Annotated in this window: 17 protein-coding genes; 6 read left to right on the plus strand and 11 right to left on the minus strand. The window is 64.0% G+C overall.

All coding sequences use genetic code 11. The annotated features are described in order from the left end of the window. Positions 1 to 4: 4 nt before the first annotated feature. From ABUA28_RS00690 to hisS, 4 genes are all read right to left on the minus strand, one after another. Positions 5 to 544 (minus strand): DUF501 domain-containing protein, encoded by a 540-nt coding sequence (locus ABUA28_RS00690; RefSeq protein WP_349901827.1) that lies wholly within the window; start codon positions 542 to 544, stop codon positions 5 to 7. Continuing rightward, a complete protein-coding gene (locus ABUA28_RS00695) occupies positions 541 to 1,077 on the minus strand; it encodes an FtsB family cell division protein (protein ID WP_349901829.1) in 537 nt (178 codons plus the stop codon). Before ABUA28_RS00695 ends, ABUA28_RS00690 begins: the two co-directional genes overlap by 4 nt. Positions 1,078 to 1,239: 162 nt before the next feature. Further along, entirely contained in the window at positions 1,240 to 2,520 is a 1,281-nt protein-coding gene (gene eno / locus ABUA28_RS00700) for a phosphopyruvate hydratase (protein WP_349901830.1), read from the minus strand. Between the two features lie 185 nt (positions 2,521 to 2,705). After that, on the minus strand, positions 2,706 to 3,992 hold the full coding sequence (hisS, locus tag ABUA28_RS00705; protein WP_349901832.1) for a histidine--tRNA ligase: 1,287 nt from the start codon (positions 3,990 to 3,992) through the stop codon (positions 2,706 to 2,708). 141 nt (positions 3,993 to 4,133) lie between these two features. On the opposite strand from hisS, the gene ABUA28_RS00710 reads away from it, so the two are divergent. Next, entirely contained in the window at positions 4,134 to 5,354 is a 1,221-nt protein-coding gene (locus ABUA28_RS00710) for an acyltransferase family protein (RefSeq protein WP_349901834.1), read from the plus strand. Between the two features lie 26 nt (positions 5,355 to 5,380). Here ABUA28_RS00710 and ABUA28_RS00715 read toward each other — a convergent pair whose 3' ends face one another. The 4 genes from ABUA28_RS00715 to ABUA28_RS00730 form a co-directional block, all read right to left on the minus strand. After that, positions 5,381 to 5,998: a TetR/AcrR family transcriptional regulator gene (locus ABUA28_RS00715; protein WP_349901836.1), complete on the minus strand. Its 618-nt coding sequence runs from the start codon at positions 5,996 to 5,998 to the stop codon at positions 5,381 to 5,383. 282 nt (positions 5,999 to 6,280) lie between these two features. Continuing rightward, a complete protein-coding gene (locus ABUA28_RS00720) occupies positions 6,281 to 6,958 on the minus strand; it encodes a MazG family protein (RefSeq protein WP_349901838.1) in 678 nt (225 codons plus the stop codon). A 53-nt stretch (positions 6,959 to 7,011) separates the two neighbouring features. Then, entirely contained in the window at positions 7,012 to 8,382 is a 1,371-nt protein-coding gene (locus tag ABUA28_RS00725) for an MFS transporter (protein WP_349902681.1), read from the minus strand. 183 nt (positions 8,383 to 8,565) lie between these two features. Next, positions 8,566 to 10,032 carry an HNH endonuclease signature motif containing protein gene (locus ABUA28_RS00730; RefSeq protein ID WP_349901840.1) on the minus strand — a complete coding sequence of 489 codons (1,467 nt, stop codon included), beginning with the start codon at positions 10,030 to 10,032 and terminating at the stop codon, positions 8,566 to 8,568. A gap of 222 nt (positions 10,033 to 10,254) precedes the next feature. Here ABUA28_RS00730 and ABUA28_RS00735 point away from each other — a divergent pair, with 222 nt between their 5' ends. Then, entirely contained in the window at positions 10,255 to 10,656 is a 402-nt protein-coding gene (locus ABUA28_RS00735) for a (deoxy)nucleoside triphosphate pyrophosphohydrolase (RefSeq protein WP_349901841.1), read from the plus strand. Then, complete coding sequence (locus tag ABUA28_RS00740) at positions 10,653 to 13,553, plus strand: DEAD/DEAH box helicase (protein ID WP_349901843.1); 2,901 nt, start codon at positions 10,653 to 10,655, stop codon at positions 13,551 to 13,553. Before ABUA28_RS00735 ends, ABUA28_RS00740 begins: the two co-directional genes overlap by 4 nt. A gap of 57 nt (positions 13,554 to 13,610) precedes the next feature. On the opposite strand, the gene ABUA28_RS00745 is transcribed toward ABUA28_RS00740, so the two are convergent. The 3 genes from ABUA28_RS00745 to ABUA28_RS00755 form a co-directional block, all read right to left on the minus strand. Further along, positions 13,611 to 13,913: a type II toxin-antitoxin system PemK/MazF family toxin gene (locus ABUA28_RS00745; protein ID WP_349901844.1), complete on the minus strand. Its 303-nt coding sequence runs from the start codon at positions 13,911 to 13,913 to the stop codon at positions 13,611 to 13,613. Positions 13,914 to 14,027: 114 nt separating this feature from the next. Next, a complete protein-coding gene (locus ABUA28_RS00750; RefSeq protein ID WP_349901846.1) occupies positions 14,028 to 15,158 on the minus strand; it encodes a DUF4192 domain-containing protein in 1,131 nt (376 codons plus the stop codon). Between the two features lie 89 nt (positions 15,159 to 15,247). Further along, complete coding sequence (locus tag ABUA28_RS00755) at positions 15,248 to 16,060, minus strand: NAD(P)/FAD-dependent oxidoreductase (protein WP_349901847.1); 813 nt, start codon at positions 16,058 to 16,060, stop codon at positions 15,248 to 15,250. Positions 16,061 to 16,372: 312 nt separating this feature from the next. On the opposite strand from ABUA28_RS00755, the gene ABUA28_RS00760 reads away from it, so the two are divergent. From ABUA28_RS00760 to ABUA28_RS00770, 3 genes are read left to right on the plus strand one after another with little or no spacing between them, the layout of a single operon-like run. Further along, positions 16,373 to 16,918 (plus strand): hypothetical protein, encoded by a 546-nt coding sequence (locus ABUA28_RS00760; protein WP_349901849.1) that lies wholly within the window; start codon positions 16,373 to 16,375, stop codon positions 16,916 to 16,918. 50 nt (positions 16,919 to 16,968) lie between these two features. Beyond that, positions 16,969 to 17,226, plus strand: coding sequence for a hypothetical protein (locus ABUA28_RS00765; RefSeq protein ID WP_349901851.1), 258 nt, complete (start codon positions 16,969 to 16,971; stop codon positions 17,224 to 17,226). Then, the gene (locus ABUA28_RS00770) at positions 17,223 to 17,606 is read left to right on the plus strand and encodes a type II toxin-antitoxin system VapC family toxin (RefSeq protein WP_349901852.1); all 384 of its coding nucleotides are present in this window, start codon (positions 17,223 to 17,225) and stop codon (positions 17,604 to 17,606) included. The genes ABUA28_RS00765 and ABUA28_RS00770 overlap by 4 nt, the downstream gene beginning before the upstream one ends. Positions 17,607 to 17,632 lie beyond the last annotated feature (26 nt).

Consider the following 17,632-nt stretch of genomic DNA (forward strand, 5'->3'; position numbering starts at 1 on the left):
CGCTTCACCCCGCTGCCCCGGGTGGTGCCCCTGCCGCCGTGTAGTCCTCACACTCGCACACGAGCGGAGACCACGCGGCCCGCTCGAGGGCGAGATCGCCGATCGGGTTCACGCCGGGGCCCGCGGCGAGCGCGTGCCCCGCGAGCGCGTGCAGGCACTTGACCCTGGTGGGCATCCCCCCGGCGGAGATCCCTGCGATCTCGGGAACCTTGTCGATGCCGTCGCGGTCGGCGAGGTAGCTCTCATGGGCGGCGAGGTAGGCCGCGGCGAGCGCGGGGTCCTCGTCGAGCATGGCCGCGAGCTCCGGCATGACTCCGGTCGCCTCGAGGGTGGAGATGGCCGAGGTCGCCGCGGGATGGCACAGGTAGTAGAGAGTCGGGAACGGCGTTCCGTCGTCGAGCCTCGGGCTCGTGGCGACCACGGTCGGCGCGCCGCACACGCAGCGGGCAGCGATGCCGATCACGTTTCGGGCCGGCCTGCCGAGCTGGTGTGAGACGGTGTCGATGTCCGCGGCGCTCGGAGGGTCGAAGGGCGGGGTGGTCACTGCGCGCCCGCGTTGTGGCCTGTGCCCATGCCGCTGATGACGGGTGCGACGAGTTTGTCGGCGGGCGCATCCGTGAGCCCCGCGGTCAGCACGGAGGAGAGCATCGTGCGCACCCAGTCCACCCTGGTCGTCTGCAGCTTCTTACTGATCGGCTGGCCTTCTGCCGTGGCCACGGTCTTGCCGTCGTCGATCACGAGGTAGCTGTACTCCCCCGGATACACATAGTTGAGGCGTTCGCGCGCGAGAGATTCGACGTAGCTCGGGTCGTTCCACCTGGCCAGTTCGCCCTTCATGTCTTTCACCGACTGCGACTGCTGCTCCACGCTGTGCCGCAGCGACGCGAGTTGCTGCTGCTGCTGCACGAGAATGCGCAGCGAGGGGGCGAGCACCACGATGCACAGCACGACGAGCACGAGCGCGGCAATGGTGAATCCGGACAGGCGGATGCTGCGGAGCCAGTTGCCGGAGGCACCGGCGAGGTCCGGCATCTGCACGGCAACCTTCTGCGTGCGCTGATGTTGTTGCCTGGCCATGCTCCGAGCCTAAGCGAGCGTCCGGAGAATTCCGGACGCTCACTCGCGCGTCTCTGCTGGTCGACCGTGTCGCTAACGCAGGACGGATTGCGACACGCCGCGTTTTTTGGCCGGATTTTGCGGCGTGTCCCCGAATATCCGACGTTAGCTACGTCGACTGAGTTAGCCCCTGAAGCGGGGAAAGGCGCTGCGGCCGGCGTAGACCGCGGCCGTGTCGAGCTCCTCCTCGATGCGCAGGAGCTGGTTGTACTTGGCGACGCGCTCGCTGCGGGCCGGAGCACCGGTCTTGATCTGGCCGGAGTCGGTCGCGACCGCGAGGTCGGCGATCGTGGTGTCTTCGGTCTCGCCGGAGCGGTGCGACAGGATCGCGGAGTAGCCGGCGCGCTGGGCCAGAGCCACGGCATCCAGGGTCTCGGTGAGAGTACCGATCTGATTGACCTTCACGAGGATCGAGTTGGCCGCGCCGAGCTCGAGGCCCTTCGCGAGGCGAACCGGGTTGGTGACGAACAGGTCGTCGCCGACGATCTGCAGCTTGCCGCCGAGCTCCGAGGTGAAGTGCTGGTAGCCCTCCCAGTCGTCCTCCTGCAGCGGATCCTCGATCGAGACGAGCGGGTAGTTGGCCGCGAGGTCGGCGAAGTACGCCGTGAGCTCGCTCGCGGAGAGCTCTTTGCCCTCGAAGTGGTACGAGCCGTCCTTGTAGAACTCGGATGCGGCGACGTCGGTCGCGAGCGCGATGTCGCTGCCGAGCGTGAACCCGGCCTTGCCGATCGCCTCGGCGATGAGATCGAGCGCCTCGCGGTTGCTGGACAGGTTGGGGGCGAAACCGCCCTCGTCGCCAAGCCCGGTCGAGAGGCCCTTGCTCTTGAGGAGCGACTTGAGGGAGTGGTAGGTCTCGACGCCCCAGCGCAGCGCCTCGCTGAAGCTGTCTGCACCGAGCGGCACGATCATGAACTCCTGCACGTCGATGTCGTTGTCGGCGTGCGAGCCGCCGTTGATGATGTTGAGCAGCGGAACGGGCAGGGTGTGCGCGTTCGGGCCGCCGACGTAGCGGAACAACGGAAGGTCTGCGGAGTCCGCTGCGGCCTTGGCCACGGCGAGGGAGACGCCGAGGATGGCGTTGGCGCCCAGGCGCTTCTTGTTCTCGGTGCCGTCCAGCTCGATGAGCGCGGCATCCACGAGACGCTGGTCGCTCGCCTCGAAGCCCTCGATGGCCGGGCCGATCTCGTCGAGAACGGCGGAGACAGCCTTCAGCACGCCCTTGCCGCCGTAGCGGGCCTTGTCGCCATCGCGGAGCTCATACGCCTCGAACGCTCCGGTGGAGGCGCCGGACGGAACATCCGCGCGCGCGACGACGCCGTCATCCAGCAGCACTTCGACTTCGACGGTGGGATTGCCACGGGAATCCAGAATTTCGCGAGCGCCTACTGCCTCGATCAAAGCCACGGGTGATCTCCTTTATGTTTTTCTGTCGTTCTGTTCTCTGTCGTTCTAAGCCGTTGGTCATCCTACTCGGCGCCGGTTGCCGTCCCTTGACCGGTCTGGCGCGATGATGCGCCACGTTGTTATCGATGCGGCGGCTATGGCGACCGCATCGATAACGAAATCCGGCATCGTTGAAGGGCGGATGGTCAGGAGCGCTGGAGGGGTCGGAACTCCAGGTCGCCGGCACTCGCCGTCGACGCCGTCACGGTTGCGAGCTGCGCGAAACCGGATGCCGCGAGCTGTCCCAGAAGCGGCTTCAGATTGCGAGGCTTCCGCTCCAGTCGCACGCGCCTGCCCTCGGCGAGAAGCTCGCCCTTGATCGCGAGCAGGGTGTCAAGTGCGACGCCATCGTCGTAGACCAGGGCCACCGCATCCGCCGCTTCGGTCTCGGTGAGCCGCACGAGGTCGAGGATGCGCTCGAAGCCGATCGAGAACCCTGCGGCGGGAACGTCGGTGCCGAGGAAGCGGCCGACCATGCCGTCGTAGCGGCCGCCGCCGCCGAGCGAGCTCGTGGAGGAAGGGTGCGCGATCTCGAAGATCGTGCCCGTGTAGTAGCCCATTCCGCGCACGAGAATTGGTGAGAACACCACGCGGATGCCCGGAAGCGCGGCTCGGAGCGCGAGCAGTTCGCGATACACACCCTGATCGAGCCAGGCGGGGGCCCCAATTTGAGACGGCACCGTGCCGGCCAGCAGTTCCCATCCGTCGCCGCCGAGCCCGGTCAGCTGACCGCCCAGCAGCACCTCGGCAATGAGCGACGCGTCGCCGACGCCGAGTTCGGCGAGTTCGTCGACGACGCCCTGAACGCCGATCTTGTCTTCCTTGTCGAGGGCGATGAGCACGCGCTCCGCATTGGCCGGCGCGACCTTCCAATACGCGAGCAGTGCGTGCAGGATGCGGCGATCGTTGATGCGGAACGACCACTCCTCTATACCCAGGGCCTTCAGCGTGTCCGCCGTCGCCGTGAGAAGTTCGAGTTCCGCGATCGGGCCGGCCTCGCCGATGATGTCGATGTCGCACTGCACGAACTGGCGGTAGCGCCCCTTCTGCGGGCGTTCGGCGCGCCAGACCGGTGCGATCTGGATCGAGCGGAACACGGTGGGCAGCGCAGCGTGGTGCGTTGCATAGAAGCGGGTCAGCGGCACGGTGAGGTCGAAGCGGAGGCCGAGATCGGCCAGATCGAGCGCGTCGCTGGCTTCGTGCAGCTGCTCCGTAGTGAGTCCGCGCTTGAGCACTCCGAAGGCGAGCTTCTCGTTGTCGCCGCCGAGACCGGCGTGCAGGCGAGATGAGTCCTCCATGACCGGCGTCTCGATCTCGTCGAACCCGTGGGCGCGATAGACCGAGCGGATGACGGACAAGACACGTTCGCGTCGCGCCTTCTCCGCAGGAAGGAAGTCGCGCATACCGCGAGGAGGATTCACCGAACTGGCCATACCCCGATTGTTCCATGTCGCCTGCCGCCATCGTGGCCGCGTCGAAGCGGGACGCCAGGTGCAGGCGAGTGCGGGCGGCAGCCACCGCGCTTTGTGGAAGTGCCGATCTAACTCCCAGCCTCCCTTCCTAGTCTCGAAACGGTGACGTCACTCGCAGAACGAACTCGTCCGGAACGACCAGCGGCACACCGGTCGGCCGCTCCGGCATCCTCGCGCCTCACCGCACTCGACGGACTGCGCGGGGTCGCCGCCCTCGTCGTCGTGCTGCACCACCTGCTTCTCGTCGCCACGCCATTCCTCAAGAGCGCCGGTGGAACGGCACCGGGAAGCCTGTACTGGTGGATCGCCGAGACGCCCCTCAAGCTCTTCAGCGCGGGCTCCGAGGCCGTGCTCGTGTTCTTCGTTCTGAGCGGGCTCGTCGTCGCCCTGCCCGCGCTGGCGAAGAAGAGTTTCTCCTGGGCGGGCTTCCTGAGCAGCAGGATGGTACGTCTGTACCTGCCAGTCTGGGCCTCGCTCGTCATCGGGACGCTGCTCATCTGGCTGCTCCCCCGCAGCGACTCTGCCGTGACGAGCGGAACCTGGGTCGAGAACTCCAACGCGACATCCGTCGGGCTCGGCGCCCTGCTCAGCCAGGCGAGCCTGACCCGTGCCTCCTACGACGTCAACAATGTGCTGTGGTCGCTGCGCTGGGAACTGATCTTCTCCGTGCTACTCCCGCTCTTCATTGTGCTCGCCCTCGTGGTGCGCCGCTTCTGGGCGGTGGCGATCGGAGTCGCCTTCGCGCTGGGCATTGTCGGCTCGCTCCTGAACGTTGATGCGCTTCGCTACCTTCCGACGTTCTTCGTCGGCACGCTCATGGCCGTTCGCATCGACGCGATTCGTGAGTGGGCGGTTCGGCGCCGCACCCGTCCACGAGCGCGACTCTGGGGTCTCTGCCTCGTCGCGGTGTCGGTACTCGCGATCACGGGTGGGTGGATGGCGCTACCCATCGCACCCGCCGGGAGCATCCTGAACGTGGTGCTCTCCCAGCTCGCCCTGCTCGGTGCAGCGGGTCTGGTGCTCTCGGCCATCGTGGTGCGCCACGTTCACGGCGCTCTGGATTCACGCGGATGCCAGTGGCTGGGGCGCGTGTCGTTCAGCCTTTACCTCGTGCACGTGCCGATCATCGCGACGCTGAGCTTCCTGCTGGGCGATGACCACTGGTGGCTGGTGGCGCTGCTGACGGTGCCTCTTGCATTGCTCGTCGCCTGGGGGTTCAATCGCGCCATCGAGCGGCCATCCCACCATCTGGCGCGCTGGGTCTCCCGTTTCGTGGGCACGCTGATCGAGCGATTCAGGAGCACTGCCGAAGCACGGGCATGAACTCCCATGCCTCCCTGGGGTGCGGACTACGCGATGACGTCCTCGCGCGCCGCCTCCGGCATCAGGCGCCGTATGCGCTCCGCATAGGAGTGCAGCACCCGCTCGAACGCGCGCGTCGCCGCCTCCTCGTCTCCGTTGACGATGAGGTCGTGCTGCAGTCCGTAGATCGTGTTGGTGATGATGCGGGACTCGAGGTCGGCGTCATGCACCGGGACGCCCATGGCCAGAAGGGCGTCGTGGCCCACCTTGTGCCACAGTCGAAACACCTTCGGCGTGATGGGGTCATCGCCCGGATCCTGCGCCTCGAGCATGGACGCCTCGAATTCGAGCCTCTGCAGCTGGCGGTTGCGCGGCTGCACGAACCAGGCCCACGACGCGCGCAGGTTCTCGAGGTGGGTCTCCAGGTTCCCGGTCTCTGCAGCAACGGCCTCGACCACGACGTTCTGGCGGGTGGTGACCGCGCGGACGATCTCGTGCAGCAGCTCTGCACGGCTGCCGAACTGGTACACGAGGGTGTAGGTGCTCACGCCGAGCGCGCTCGCAAGCGTGCGGAAGGAGAGGGTGGCGAGGGGCTGATCGAGGAGGTGTTCGACGATTTCGTCAAGCAGGGCCTGCCGCCGTTGGGGATCTGCTGTGCGCGCCATAACATAAACATAACGCACGTTTGCACAAACGGTCGTTATGGTTATACTTGGAGAGTATGCACACCCTTGGGCAGCGTCGGGGCTGAGACTGGGGTGCATTGCTCACGTGCGGCGCGATTGCGTATCGGCACGATCAACCGGGTCAGTCGGTCGGGTAAACCGACTGCCCCCGGTCCGGTACGGCCGGTTCACTGTGAAATTTCCAGGGAAGCGGTCATGCCGAACCTGGTGCCCCCTCTATTCGGGTTAGAGGGGGCACCGCCATATTCCAGGGCTCTGCTCTTAAGCGGATTCCGCCTGTCGGATCTCGTCCTGAAGCGCACGCAGGGCCGTACGCAGTGCGCGTTCGGCGTCGAGACCGTTCGCCTTCGCGGTGGAGACGAGCGAGAGCAGGGTGGCGCCAAGCTCGGCCTCGGTGTCCACCGGGATTGCGGCAGCGACATCCGCCCCTCCGGCGCCTGCAATGCCGACCTTCTCTGCCCGCCCGAGGAGCTTGTCGGCCAGGGCGAGCGCCGGCATGGATTGCGGGATGCCGTCAAGCACGCTCGTGCGGCCCGGCTTGTCTGCCTTCTTGAGTTCGTCCCACACGGCGACGACGTCGTCCCCGGTTGTCACGTTCATCGCGGCCTTGGCCGCGTCGTCACCGAAGACGTGTGGATGCCTGCCGATCATCTTCGCGGTCATGTTGGCTGCGACATCTTCGATCGTGAAGTTCTCGCCCGGGGTGTGCGAGGCGATGTCTGAGTGGAAGATGACCTGGTACAGCACGTCGCCGAGCTCTTCGATGAGCTCGTCGCGGCCGCCTGTCTCGATCGCGTCGATGAGTTCGTAGCTCTCCTCGACGAGGTACTGCACGAGCGATTCGTGGGTCTGCTCGGCGTCCCACGCGCATCCGCCCGGCGCTCGAAGCTGGTGCAGCACGGCGATGAGTTCTTCGAGTCTGGGGTAGGTCGCGGCCATGGTTCATCCTCTCACCGTCGCTGCCACGGACGCCGCGGGCGTGTACTGCGAAACTACGCGCTGGTTGCGGCGTTCGATTCGGTGTGGATGCTGTGTCGCGGCATGGCGACGGCGGCGATTGCCGTGAGTGCTGCGGCGATCAGGACCGCGATGAAGACGGCGGATGCTGCACTCACGATGGTGGCGACATCCGTTTCGTCTCCGCCGTGGGCGGCGAAGATCGAGTTGGCGACGGCGCCGAAGATGGCGACGCCGATCGCGCTTCCGATGGAGCGGGCGAACATGTTGGTGCCAGTGACGACGCCGCGTTCGTGCCATTCGACGCTGGACTGGGCGACGATGATGCTCGGGGTTGCGACCAGGCCAAGCCCGAGTCCGACGATGAGGCAGCCGAGTGCGACGACGGCGAGCATGGGGGTGAGTGCGAACAGCGCGAGCACGAGGGCACCGAGAATGACGAACACCATGCCGATGAGTGCCGTGTTGCGGAAGCCGATGCGCAGGTAGAACCTCCCGGACAGGGAGGATGCGATCGGCCAGCCGATGGTGAGGACGGCGAGCGTGAGGCCGGCGATCGTCGGCACGACGCCGAGCGAACCCTCCAGGTAGGTGGGCACGTAGGAGGTGAGACCGATGAGGATGGCGCCGACGCCGAGGGAGATGAGTGTCGTGGTGAGCAGCAAGCGGCGGGAGAACACCCACAGCGGCAGCACGGGTTCGACCGCGCGGCGTTCGGCGAGCACGAATGCGATGAGGAGGATGCCGCCGATGATGAAGGCGCCGATGCTCTGTGGTGAGTTCCAAGCCCAGCCTTGGCCTCCTTCGAGCACCGCGAGGATGAGCAGGCTGAGCGAGACGGTGAGCAGGATCGCGCCGGTGTAGTCGATGGTGTGTCTGCGGTGCTCGACTTTCTCATGGAAGGTTCGCAGCAGCATCCACACCGCGAGGACGCACAGCGGCACGTTGACGTAGAAGATCCAGCGCCAGCTGAGGAATTGGGAGAAGACTCCCCCGAGTGTGGGGCCGACGACGGCGGAGATCGCCCAGACGCTGGCGAGGTAGCCCTGCACTTTTGCGCGTTCCGCGACCGTGTAGATGTCGCCGGCGATGGTTGCTGCCATCGGTTGCACGGCGCCGGCGCCGAGTCCCTGGAGTGCGCGGAAGGCGATGAGGGCTCCCATGCTCCAGGCGAAGCCGCTGAGCACGGAGCCGAGGAGGAAGAGGGCGATTCCGAAGAGGAGGATCGGTTTGCGGCCGATGACGTCGGAGAGTTTGGCGTAGACGGGAACGGACACGGCCTGGCCGAGGAGGTAGATGGAGAACAGCCAGGGGAACTGCGCGAAGCCTCCGAGGTCTTTGACGATCGACGGCACTGCTGTGGCGAGGATGGTGGAGTCGATGGCGACGAGTCCCGTGCTCAGCATGAGGGCGATGAGGATGGGGCCGCGTTCGGAGCGGAAGCCGACGTTGCTGGGGTCGCGCTTACTCGCGCGGTTGCCTGCGCTGCGGCGCGTGCTGCCGGTCTCGGGCGTGCTGGAACTCACGGTGTCCTTTGGGTAAAGAGTTTGTCTATTCTCCTCCTGGTTCTGGAATGGGTGTGTGCGCGGTCATCCGGCCAGTTGCCGTATTTCTGGCACGGGCAGTCGACCTCCGCGTCGTGGTGTGCGGCAGATGTCGACGGTGGAGGGCGGGATGAACCAGGGCACGTTGTCTCTGATGCGGATGCCCCAGCCGTCGCGATGCACGCGATGGTGATGCATTGAGCACAGGAGGATCCCGTTGTTCAGATTGGTAGCGCCGCCATGTGACCACCATCGGAGGTGGTGGGCTTCTGTGTGGCTCGGCGGTCTTCGGCAGCCGGCCCACGCGCATCCGTCGTCGCGTTCGGCGAGTGCGATGCGTTGCGCTCGGGTGAACAGGCGGCGTGGCGTGCCGAGGTCGAGCACTTCGCTGTTGCCGCCGAGCACGGCAGGAATGATCTGGGCATCGGCCGCGAGCCACCTGGCGGTTTTCGCGGAGATCGGTTGTTCGATACCGTCGATCTGGGCTTCGCCGAGGCCGCTGAGGAGGGATTCGAGGGTCATCCGCACGACGATGGTGGCGGCGGGCAGCGGAACCTCGACATCAGCGTTGTTGCGAGCGCTGTTGTTGCGAGCGCTGTTGCTCCGACCCGTGCGGTCGCGCGCTTTCGTGCAGGCAATGCCGTGCCTGGCGAGCTGAACCATGGCATCCGCGGCTATCTGGGTAAGGGTTCGCGGGTCGGGAAGTTCCTCGTGGGTGGTGCCGCATCCGTCGCCTGCACCGCTGCCGCTTGCCTGGCCCTCGCCTGCCCAGAATCGGGGCGCGCGGATGACGGCTCCGACGTGGGCGTCGATGGCGGCGTCGAGGTAGGCAGAGTTGAGCGGGTCGAGGTCGAGCTGGTAGCGCTTCATGCCGTTGGCGAGGATGGTGCGGCGCAGGCTTCGCCGTTGCACGAGGTCATCTTCGCGGGGTTCGATGCCGTCGACGTCGAGTGCGTCGCGCCAGCGGAGAGCGAGTTTGCGCACGATGTCGGCGGGGTTGTCACATGCGAACTCAACCAGTGCTCGTTCCGCGGCGACAAGGTGCTCGTCTTCGGCGCGGGGTGCCGCCTGGTCAAGGGCTGCGACGATGTGGTTTGCGGAGTCGATGGGTATGTGCGCGGCCAGCACTGCCTCGGCGACGAGCGGATACCGTGCCTGCATCCGCTCGCCAACGAGGCTGACGCGATCTGCCGTAGATTCGGCGACCCGGCAGATAAGATGCGCCTCGGCGAGCGTGATGTGCCCGAGGTCAGCCAGTAGCGCAGCGGGGTTGCCGCTGCCCGCCCGGATGGACAACCCGTTCAGCCCGAGCGACGACCGCGACCGCTCCACGACTTCGGCCGCAAGCCGTACGAGCTGCGCCTCGGCCTCGCGCTTCTGCGCAAAGCCGTGCGCGAGCGCCTCGAGCAGCGCGGAATCGCTCAGCGCATCGAGTGCATCGCTGTGCTGAGCGGCAGTCGCACCAGCGGACGCTTCTGCGTTCACGCGACTCTCGCTGCTCGTTTTGTCCATGGTTAAAGAGTGTCACCCACCACCGACACTCGGATGCCCAATAGTGCTCGTGACCAGCACTTCCTGTAGATAACCTCGTACAACAGCTACCTGTGGAGGGGTAGTGCTTGGTGCGCATGACGGATTGCGGGTTGGAGGTCGCCTAGTAAGGTCAGACAATAGGCCAGCGTGGACGACCAGTCAGTTGCTCGTCTACTTTTGCAGCGCGCGTAAGAGGAAATCGTGGTCAAACAGATCAATGTTGTCGGAGCGGTGATCGTAAGAGACGGCTTGATCCTGTGTGCACAACGAGGACCGGATGCGGCTCTCGCGGGCAGCTGGGAATTTCCAGGCGGGAAGATCGAGGCCGGCGAGTCACCGCGCGAGGCGCTCGTCCGCGAAATCGAAGAAGAGCTTCGCGCCGATATAACGGTTGGCGAACATGTGGCCACAACGACGCACGGCTATCCCTTTGGGGAGGTCACGTTGACCACGTTCTTTTGCGAGCTGCACTCAGAAGACCTCACGCTTACCGAACACGCAGCGATCACATGGCTACCGCCTGAGAGGCTGACCGAACTGGATTGGGCGCCCGCTGATGTTCCTGCCGTGCGGGCCATAGTCAAGCGATTTACAACGTCGTGAGTGCCGTGTCTCCCGGCGACTACGGAACATTCGGGCAGGACGTCCGCTTTGGGTATCTCGATCGAAGGCTCAGCGCTCCCCAGCAGTTTCAACCGAAGCTGGTGCTGAACAGCCCAGAGACCAATATGCTCCAAACGCTCAAGTCGGAGCTCAGACGCGCGTCCTCATTCACGTTCTCTGTCGCGTTCGTCTCCGCCGGGGGTATCGCGCAGCTGAAACAAGCACTCGTCGACTTTGTCGGAGTCGGCCGGATCATCACGTCTGACTACTTGGGGTTCAACTCACCAAGTGCGTTCGCTGAATTGCTTGCTCTACGCGACCTTGGTATCGAAGTTCGCAGACACGAGGATGGTGCATTCCACCCGAAGGGATATGTCTTTCGCGGACCACAAGGAATTACGGCAATCCTTGGCAGTTCAAACCTCACGCAGCCCGCGCTGGTGTCGAACCACGAATGGAACATTCGCGTGAGCGCCAGAAGGGAAAGCGACCTCGCCGAACAGTTCACGAATCTCCTTGATGCCGGAGTCACCCACTCCGTCCCACTAACCCCGGAGTGGGTCGAGGAGTATGCAGGCAATTGGCAACCTCCCCGCGCACCTCAAACACGGGCAGCAGCGAGCGGCCCAAATTCCGAAAACGCCCTCGGCGCGGAAATCGAACCCAACGCGATGCAGGTAGCCGCGCTGCAATCTATTGCCGCGCTCAGAGAATCTGGCGCGCGACGAGGACTCGTGATCTCTGCCACCGGCACCGGCAAGACGATGCTGGCAGCACTCGATGTCAGGGCAGCAGGCCCACAAAGGGTCTTATTCATTGCTCACCGCGAGCAAATCCTTGATCGCGCAATCAAGGAATTCCGCCGCGTGCTTGGTAACAGCAGGACGGACTACGTCAAAGTCGTCGGTTCGAGTAAAGAGTTCGATCAGCGATTTGTCTTCTCTACGGTTCAGACGCTCTCCCAGCATGAACTATTGAAGCAGATCGACCCGGACAGTTTTGATTACGTCCTGATCGACGAGGTGCACCGAGCAGCGGCACCGTCGTACCAACGACTTATCGATTACCTCAACCCAGGTTTCCTGCTCGGCCTCACCGCGACCCCAGAGCGAACCGATGGAAAGAACATATTCGAGCTCTTTGACTTCAACGTCCCCTACGAGATCCGACTCGGCCCGGCGTTGGAGCAAGAGATGCTGGCGCCGTTTCACTACTACGGGATCGCTGACTTTACTTTTGACGACGGAACCACAACGTCAGACTTCACAGCACTCTCTCGCCTGGTCGAACCTGAACGCGTCGATTACGTGCTCCAAGCCATTGAACGCTATGGGCAGGCCGGAGTCGCACCTCGTGGGCTCATCTTCTGCAGTCGCAAGGAAGAGGCACAGGCACTTTCGCGGGAGCTCAACCTGCATACGTTCCGAGGTCGGGTGCTGCGGACTGCCGCGCTGACCGGCGACGACGACGTCGCCACACGTGAACGACGTGTCCAGGAACTCGAAGCCGGCGAACTCGACTACATCCTAACCGTCGACATCTTCAACGAGGGCGTGGACATCCCGTCGATCAATCAAGTGATCATGCTTCGTCAAACCCAGTCGAGCATTATCTTCGTGCAGCAGCTCGGTCGCGGACTCCGGCATTCGCCCGGCAAAGAATACGTTGTCGTGATCGACTTCATCGGCAACTATGCGAACAACTACCTCATCCCGATCGCTCTCTTCGGCGATGACTCGCTTAACAAAGAGTCGATTCGACGCTCCCTTGTCGCTGCGGAGGAGCGCGGAGCTGTCGCTGGATTGTCTAGCATTCAGTTCGATCGGATCGCGCAAGAGCGAGTGCTGCGATCACTCGCGACCACAAAACTCGACGCCTTTCCCAACCTCAAGGCGGCCATCGAGACGGTCGGTAATCGGGTTGGAAGAACACCACGTCTCGAAGACTTCCTGCATTTCGAATCAGCGGACCCTACAGTCCTCGCGACGAGGCTGCGCAACTATCCTGCTCTTATCAGCAAGTTGTTTAAGACAGAACATGACTTGAGTACGAGCGAGCTAAACATGCTCACAGTCATCTCGAACGAAGTCCTCATAGCTCGACGGCTACACGAGGCCGTGCTGTTGAAAGCCCTGCTGGGCGGTGACGCCCTGTCACTCGACCGCATCACATCATTACTTCGTGACGCGGGCCTTCCCTACGGCGGCCACGAAGTCGACAGCGCTGTCCGTTCCTTGACGTTGGATTTCAATACGCAGCCCGAACAGTCCGCTTATGTGAACGCTCAACTTGCCGAGCAGGCGGACGACGGAGTCGTGCGAGCCTCGCCATCATTCCTAGGGTCGTACGGGGCCTCTGCTGCTTTCCGGGCCGAAGTGGATGATCTGCTCCGCACAACCATTCGTCTGGTCGTTGATCGGTATGACCTGAAAGAGCCATTCACTCGAGCCCGCCAGTATTCGCGAAAAGACGCGAGTCGGCTTCTCGGCTGGCGAAGCAATATGTCCTCGACCATCTACGGCTACCGCGTCGACAAAGAGACTCAAACCTGCCCGATCTTCGTGACACTTCACAAGTCAGATGAAGTCTCAGCGAGCACCGCTTACGAAGACGCACTCGTCGACTCGTCGACTTTGCTCTGGTACACGCGCAGCCGACGAACCATGGCAAGCGCAGAGGTTCGGGCCATAGTCGACAACGCAGTGGAGTTGCACGTCTTTGCGAAAAAGGACGATGCCGACGGCAAGGACTTCTACTACTTAGGTCGTTCCCGAGCAGAGAACGCGGAGGACACGACAATGCGCAATGGTGATTCGGTCGTACAAATGCATCTTTGTTTCGATCAGCCGATTGACCCTGGGGTTTACAACTACTTCCATCCCACCGCGACTGCGTAGGCGTGCACTCGCGCGAGGTCTGGGTCGGCGGGATGGGGTCGACCGGTGGAACCCACGTCAACTTTCCAGGTCGAAGGCCGCAGCGACTGCCTCGGTGAGCAGCGTCTCTTGCGCATCCGGGAGGAAGCCGATCTGCTTGCCCAGATTGGCCACCGGAATGGTCGTGATGTTGTCGCACGAGATCACAGAGTCATGGTCGAGACCGTTTGCCTGCCCGACCGCCAGCCCGACTTGGAGGCCCCGCACCGTAGTCGTGATTGTCGCGACCGTCACCCTGGAAAGATAAGGCCGCATGCCCTCTCCCATGAGCACGATAACGGGACGGACATTGTCCAGCGTAGCCAAGTGAACAGGACGCATCAGTCGAGATCGATCGGTTGCCGCGCGGAGTATGCGGCAAGCGAGTCCACGTCGGGATCCGGCCCGAGGCGCTTCAGGATCTCGAGGTCGTGAAGAGTACCCAGACGTCTGCACTCATACGCGCTTGCGGTCTTCGAAGGCCCACTCCGGCAATCCGATCCCGAACAGGGTGGAAAGCACCGCCGCCATCGAATAGTCGGGAGCAATCGCGATGACCTCGTCCAGGTAACGGCCCGCTCGGCTTCCCGCACCCAGAGCCCAGTTCAACCAGGCGAGCATGCAGAGCAGCGGCGGACGCTTCTCGTCGGCCAGCTGTGGAACGAGCACGAGCAGCAGGGCGATTCCCTTCTCGATGCGATCCGGGTCGGGCCGTGGGGCACTCCCCATCATGAGGTCTCCCACGTCGACATTCCCCGGATGCTCGGACGAGGCCACGAGAGCTTCTGCCGATGTCGCTCCCGCGTTCCAGATCTGATCTCCCACCTCAATGCCCGCGGCCCACTGCAGCATCATCAGATCCCGAACGGGAGGACCCTGAAGCGCGAACGCCAGCAACGCTCCGTGTTCGTCGATGGCTGCAGCATCCCAGGTCAGGGCCTCCTCGGCGAGGAGCGGAAGATCGCCCAACGGCCTGAGAACTGCGGGGAAGTCGTCGTCCGAGTCTCCGTCAACGCTCTCGATGAGGCGGCGATAGGCGTCGAGCCGCTTACGCATCCTGACCATCTCCCGAGGCGCAGCATCGGCGACCCGGCGCGGCATGTCGTTGCTGTCCGGCAGCTCGCGCAGGTCGGGCGGGATCATCTCCGTCGCGCTCGAGCCGCTGATCTCGTCGAGAGGGCGACCGCCCGCGGGAATGCTGGAGTCGAAATACGACGCCCAGCCATCGGATGCCTGGCAGAGCGACTCTCGCAGTGTGAAGCCGGAAAGCTCAAGACGCCGCGCCACAAGGTCGGCGAACTCCGCGTGCGGGATGACGGTGGAGCCCGCGAAAACATCATCGGTATAGATGACGGGAACCACCGCATCCACCCCGGGAAGCTTGCAGAGCGTGCCGATCATGCTCGTGATCATGCGCTTCTGTATGACCTTCGACGCGGCGGTCGGCAGATCGAAGCGAATCGCCCCGCAGGTGCGCTTGCCCCGAAAGGCAAGAAACACCACGCTGTTGCGCGGGACCATGTGGACCAACGAAGGAACCATGGCGAGGATGTCTGCAGGGCCGGAGGCCTTCACGATGACGGTCATGCAGGCCAGTGTTGGCCATCCGGAGCGGCCGTGGGCTCATGGCGGAGAAATTGTGGACAAGTGCGACCTGTGGAGAACCGCCCGGCGGCTCACCCCGCGATCAGGGCACCGATCGCACCGATACCGGCGAGGTGGCCGGAGCCGACCGCGAGGTTGACCTGCATGGCACCGCCCGTCTGGTCGCCCGCAGCGAAGACACCCGGCACCGTCGTCTGGCCGAAGCCGTCGACGACGAGAGCGCCCTCCGGGGTCCGCTCGCACCCGAGAGAGTCGGCGATCGCGGCGCGCTGCGTCCAGGTCTGTTGGGCGAAGATCCGCTCGAAGACCTCCTCACGGCCATCCTTATAGCTCACCCGCACGCCGTCGGCGACATCCTTGACCCCGTCGATCTCGGCGCTGTTCGACCAGTTGAGATCGTCGATCCAGTTCGGCAGCATCCCGCCCATGTGGCCCAGCCAGCCCTCGTCACCCACACCGAGCACACGCATGGCACGCGACTCGTAGCCGTCACAGAACGGGCAGTTCACGACCTTGGTGCCCCAGAGTGCGTCCAGCCCGGGAATCTCCGACGGGATGAACTGCACGCCCTGCGCCAACACGATCGTGCGCGCGGCCTGTCCGGAATCCACTCGGAAACCACCATCCACCGGCTCGATACGCTCGACCGTGCCCCGCAAAAGCGTGAACGTCGGGTACTTCCGCAGCTGCTCGAGCGCACGAGCATAGAGAGCGGATGGCGCCTCGCCGTCGTGCAGAAACACCCCACCGGCATGCGTGGTGCGCAGGTTGTTCTGCGCACCGGAATCGATGAGCAGCACGGTGCGGCGCGCACGAACCAGAACCATGGCGGCGGTGAGCCCGGCGGCCCCGCCGCCGACAACTATGGAGTCGAAATCGGTCATGGGGATAGTGTTGTCGCTTGATAACGATTCAGCAAATCAGTTTGCTGTTTTAGCAATCTTCTGGCTGGCCCGAGAGGTTCCGATACAGTCGCTGCGCGACCACTCGACCCGCGGATCCGGCCCGCGCGAGAGGTTATTCCAGCATCTCGATCGCTTGCTCCGTGCTGAGTCCGGCGATCTCTTCGTGCGATAAATCCAGTTCGCGCACGAGGCGGGCCACTTTGCTCCTTCACAGGCGCGGCAACTTGTGGGTTCTCCCCCGATTACAGCAATCCCGCTGACCCCTGACCCACAAACCCGTAGCCTCGCCCCATGATCATCGAAGCCGGCTACGACCTGTTCGAACTCTTCGCGCCCATGCTGTTCGCCAAGCACGGGTCCAAGGCGAAACGAGGAACCTGGGTCCTCGCCATGGATGAGAGCCTGCGCAACCTGCATACGACGAAGGTCGGCGGCGACGCATCCGAGGCGATCGAGAACCGCATCCCGAACATTGTCACCGCTCTGAACAAGCGCGCACTCTGCCCCGTCGCCTATTACGCGGTCGCTCACCTCGATACCCAGCTTTCTCATGACTACAGCGAGCCGTTCGAGCATTTCGCCGAAACCCTCCGACTGGCACCGGAACTGATTCAGCACGAGCTCCTGAGCATCTACTTCTCCAACGGGAAGAGCCTCTACAGTGATGGGCCGCGCTACAGCTTTCGCGACTACATCGGGTATGAGCACCTGCCGCGCACGGCCACCATTCCCGGCCCGCATGAGTGCTCATGCTCCTGCCTGGCCTGCACTCAGCACGAGGAGATGCTTCAGCGCAACCGGGAGCGCCACCGCGCTGCGACGGCGGGCGAGTCGTGATGCCGACTTCAACGGTGTACCACCAAGATAAGCAGTGGTACCATGCCTTCATGCCGACATCCCGCCGCCGATACCAGGTCACGGAGACTGAGGACGTCGCTCGCGCCCTAGACGAGGCGGCAAAGCGGTGGCCGAACGAGCCGCGATCCCGCCTCATCGTCCGCGCCATCGCGGCAGGGGGTGAAGCACTGGCGAAGGATGCCGCGCTCGACCTCCGGCTAGCAACGCTGGGGCGCCTGCGGGGAAGCTTCCCCGACGCCTACGACCCCGGCTACCTCGCAACTCTGCGCGAGGACTGGCCTGCGTGATTGTTCTCGACGCGAACATCATCATCGCTTTCGTCAACCCGAGTGACCGCCATCACCAGCATGCCGCCGAGTTGCTCGAAGAGCACGCCTCCCACGGGTTCCAGATGCATCAGCTCACCCTTGCCGAAGTGCTCGTCGGAGCCGTATGCACCGGACGTGGCAGCCAACTGCTCAATGACCTCAGGTCACTCGGTATTGTTGCGCATGAACCCGGCGCCAGCGAACCGCTGATCCTCGCTGAGCTACGCGTAACCACCGGGCTCCGCATGCCGGACTGTTGCGTACTCGCCGTCGCCCAGCTGGAAAACGTCCCACTCGCCACCTTCGACCAGCAGCTCGGACGGGCTGCGCAGAAGCTCCGAATACCGACGGTTGGGTGAGTAGTCGCGGCTGATTGGTTTCGATA

This window comes from Parafrigoribacterium humi, assembly GCF_040227205.1.
Classification (GTDB): domain Bacteria; phylum Actinomycetota; class Actinomycetes; order Actinomycetales; family Microbacteriaceae; genus Parafrigoribacterium_A; species Parafrigoribacterium_A humi.

What these genes read in the sequence shown, in the direction of transcription:
- ABUA28_RS00695 (WP_349901829.1), bottom strand. Translation starts at nt 1,077, where the DNA reads ATGGCCAGGCAACAACATCAGCGCACGCAGAAGGTTGCCGTGCAGATG.
- hisS (WP_349901832.1), bottom strand. Translation starts at nt 3,992, where the DNA reads ATGGCCAGTTCGGTGAATCCTCCTCGCGGTATGCGCGACTTCCTTCCT.
- ABUA28_RS00715 (WP_349901836.1), bottom strand. Translation starts at nt 5,998, where the DNA reads ATGGCGCGCACAGCAGATCCCCAACGGCGGCAGGCCCTGCTTGACGAA.
- ABUA28_RS00720 (WP_349901838.1), bottom strand. Translation starts at nt 6,958, where the DNA reads ATGGCCGCGACCTACCCCAGACTCGAAGAACTCATCGCCGTGCTGCAC.
- ABUA28_RS00725 (WP_349902681.1), bottom strand. Translation starts at nt 8,382, where the DNA reads ATGCTGAGCACGGGACTCGTCGCCATCGACTCCACCATCCTCGCCACA.
- ABUA28_RS00730 (WP_349901840.1), bottom strand. Translation starts at nt 10,032, where the DNA reads ATGGACAAAACGAGCAGCGAGAGTCGCGTGAACGCAGAAGCGTCCGCT.
- ABUA28_RS00745 (WP_349901844.1), bottom strand. Translation starts at nt 13,913, where the DNA reads ATGCGTCCTGTTCACTTGGCTACGCTGGACAATGTCCGTCCCGTTATC.
- ABUA28_RS00750 (WP_349901846.1), bottom strand. Translation starts at nt 15,158, where the DNA reads ATGACCGTCATCGTGAAGGCCTCCGGCCCTGCAGACATCCTCGCCATG.
- ABUA28_RS00755 (WP_349901847.1), bottom strand. Translation starts at nt 16,060, where the DNA reads ATGACCGATTTCGACTCCATAGTTGTCGGCGGCGGGGCCGCCGGGCTC.
- ABUA28_RS00760 (WP_349901849.1), top strand. Translation starts at nt 16,373, where the DNA reads ATGATCATCGAAGCCGGCTACGACCTGTTCGAACTCTTCGCGCCCATG.
- ABUA28_RS00765 (WP_349901851.1), top strand. Translation starts at nt 16,969, where the DNA reads ATGCCGACATCCCGCCGCCGATACCAGGTCACGGAGACTGAGGACGTC.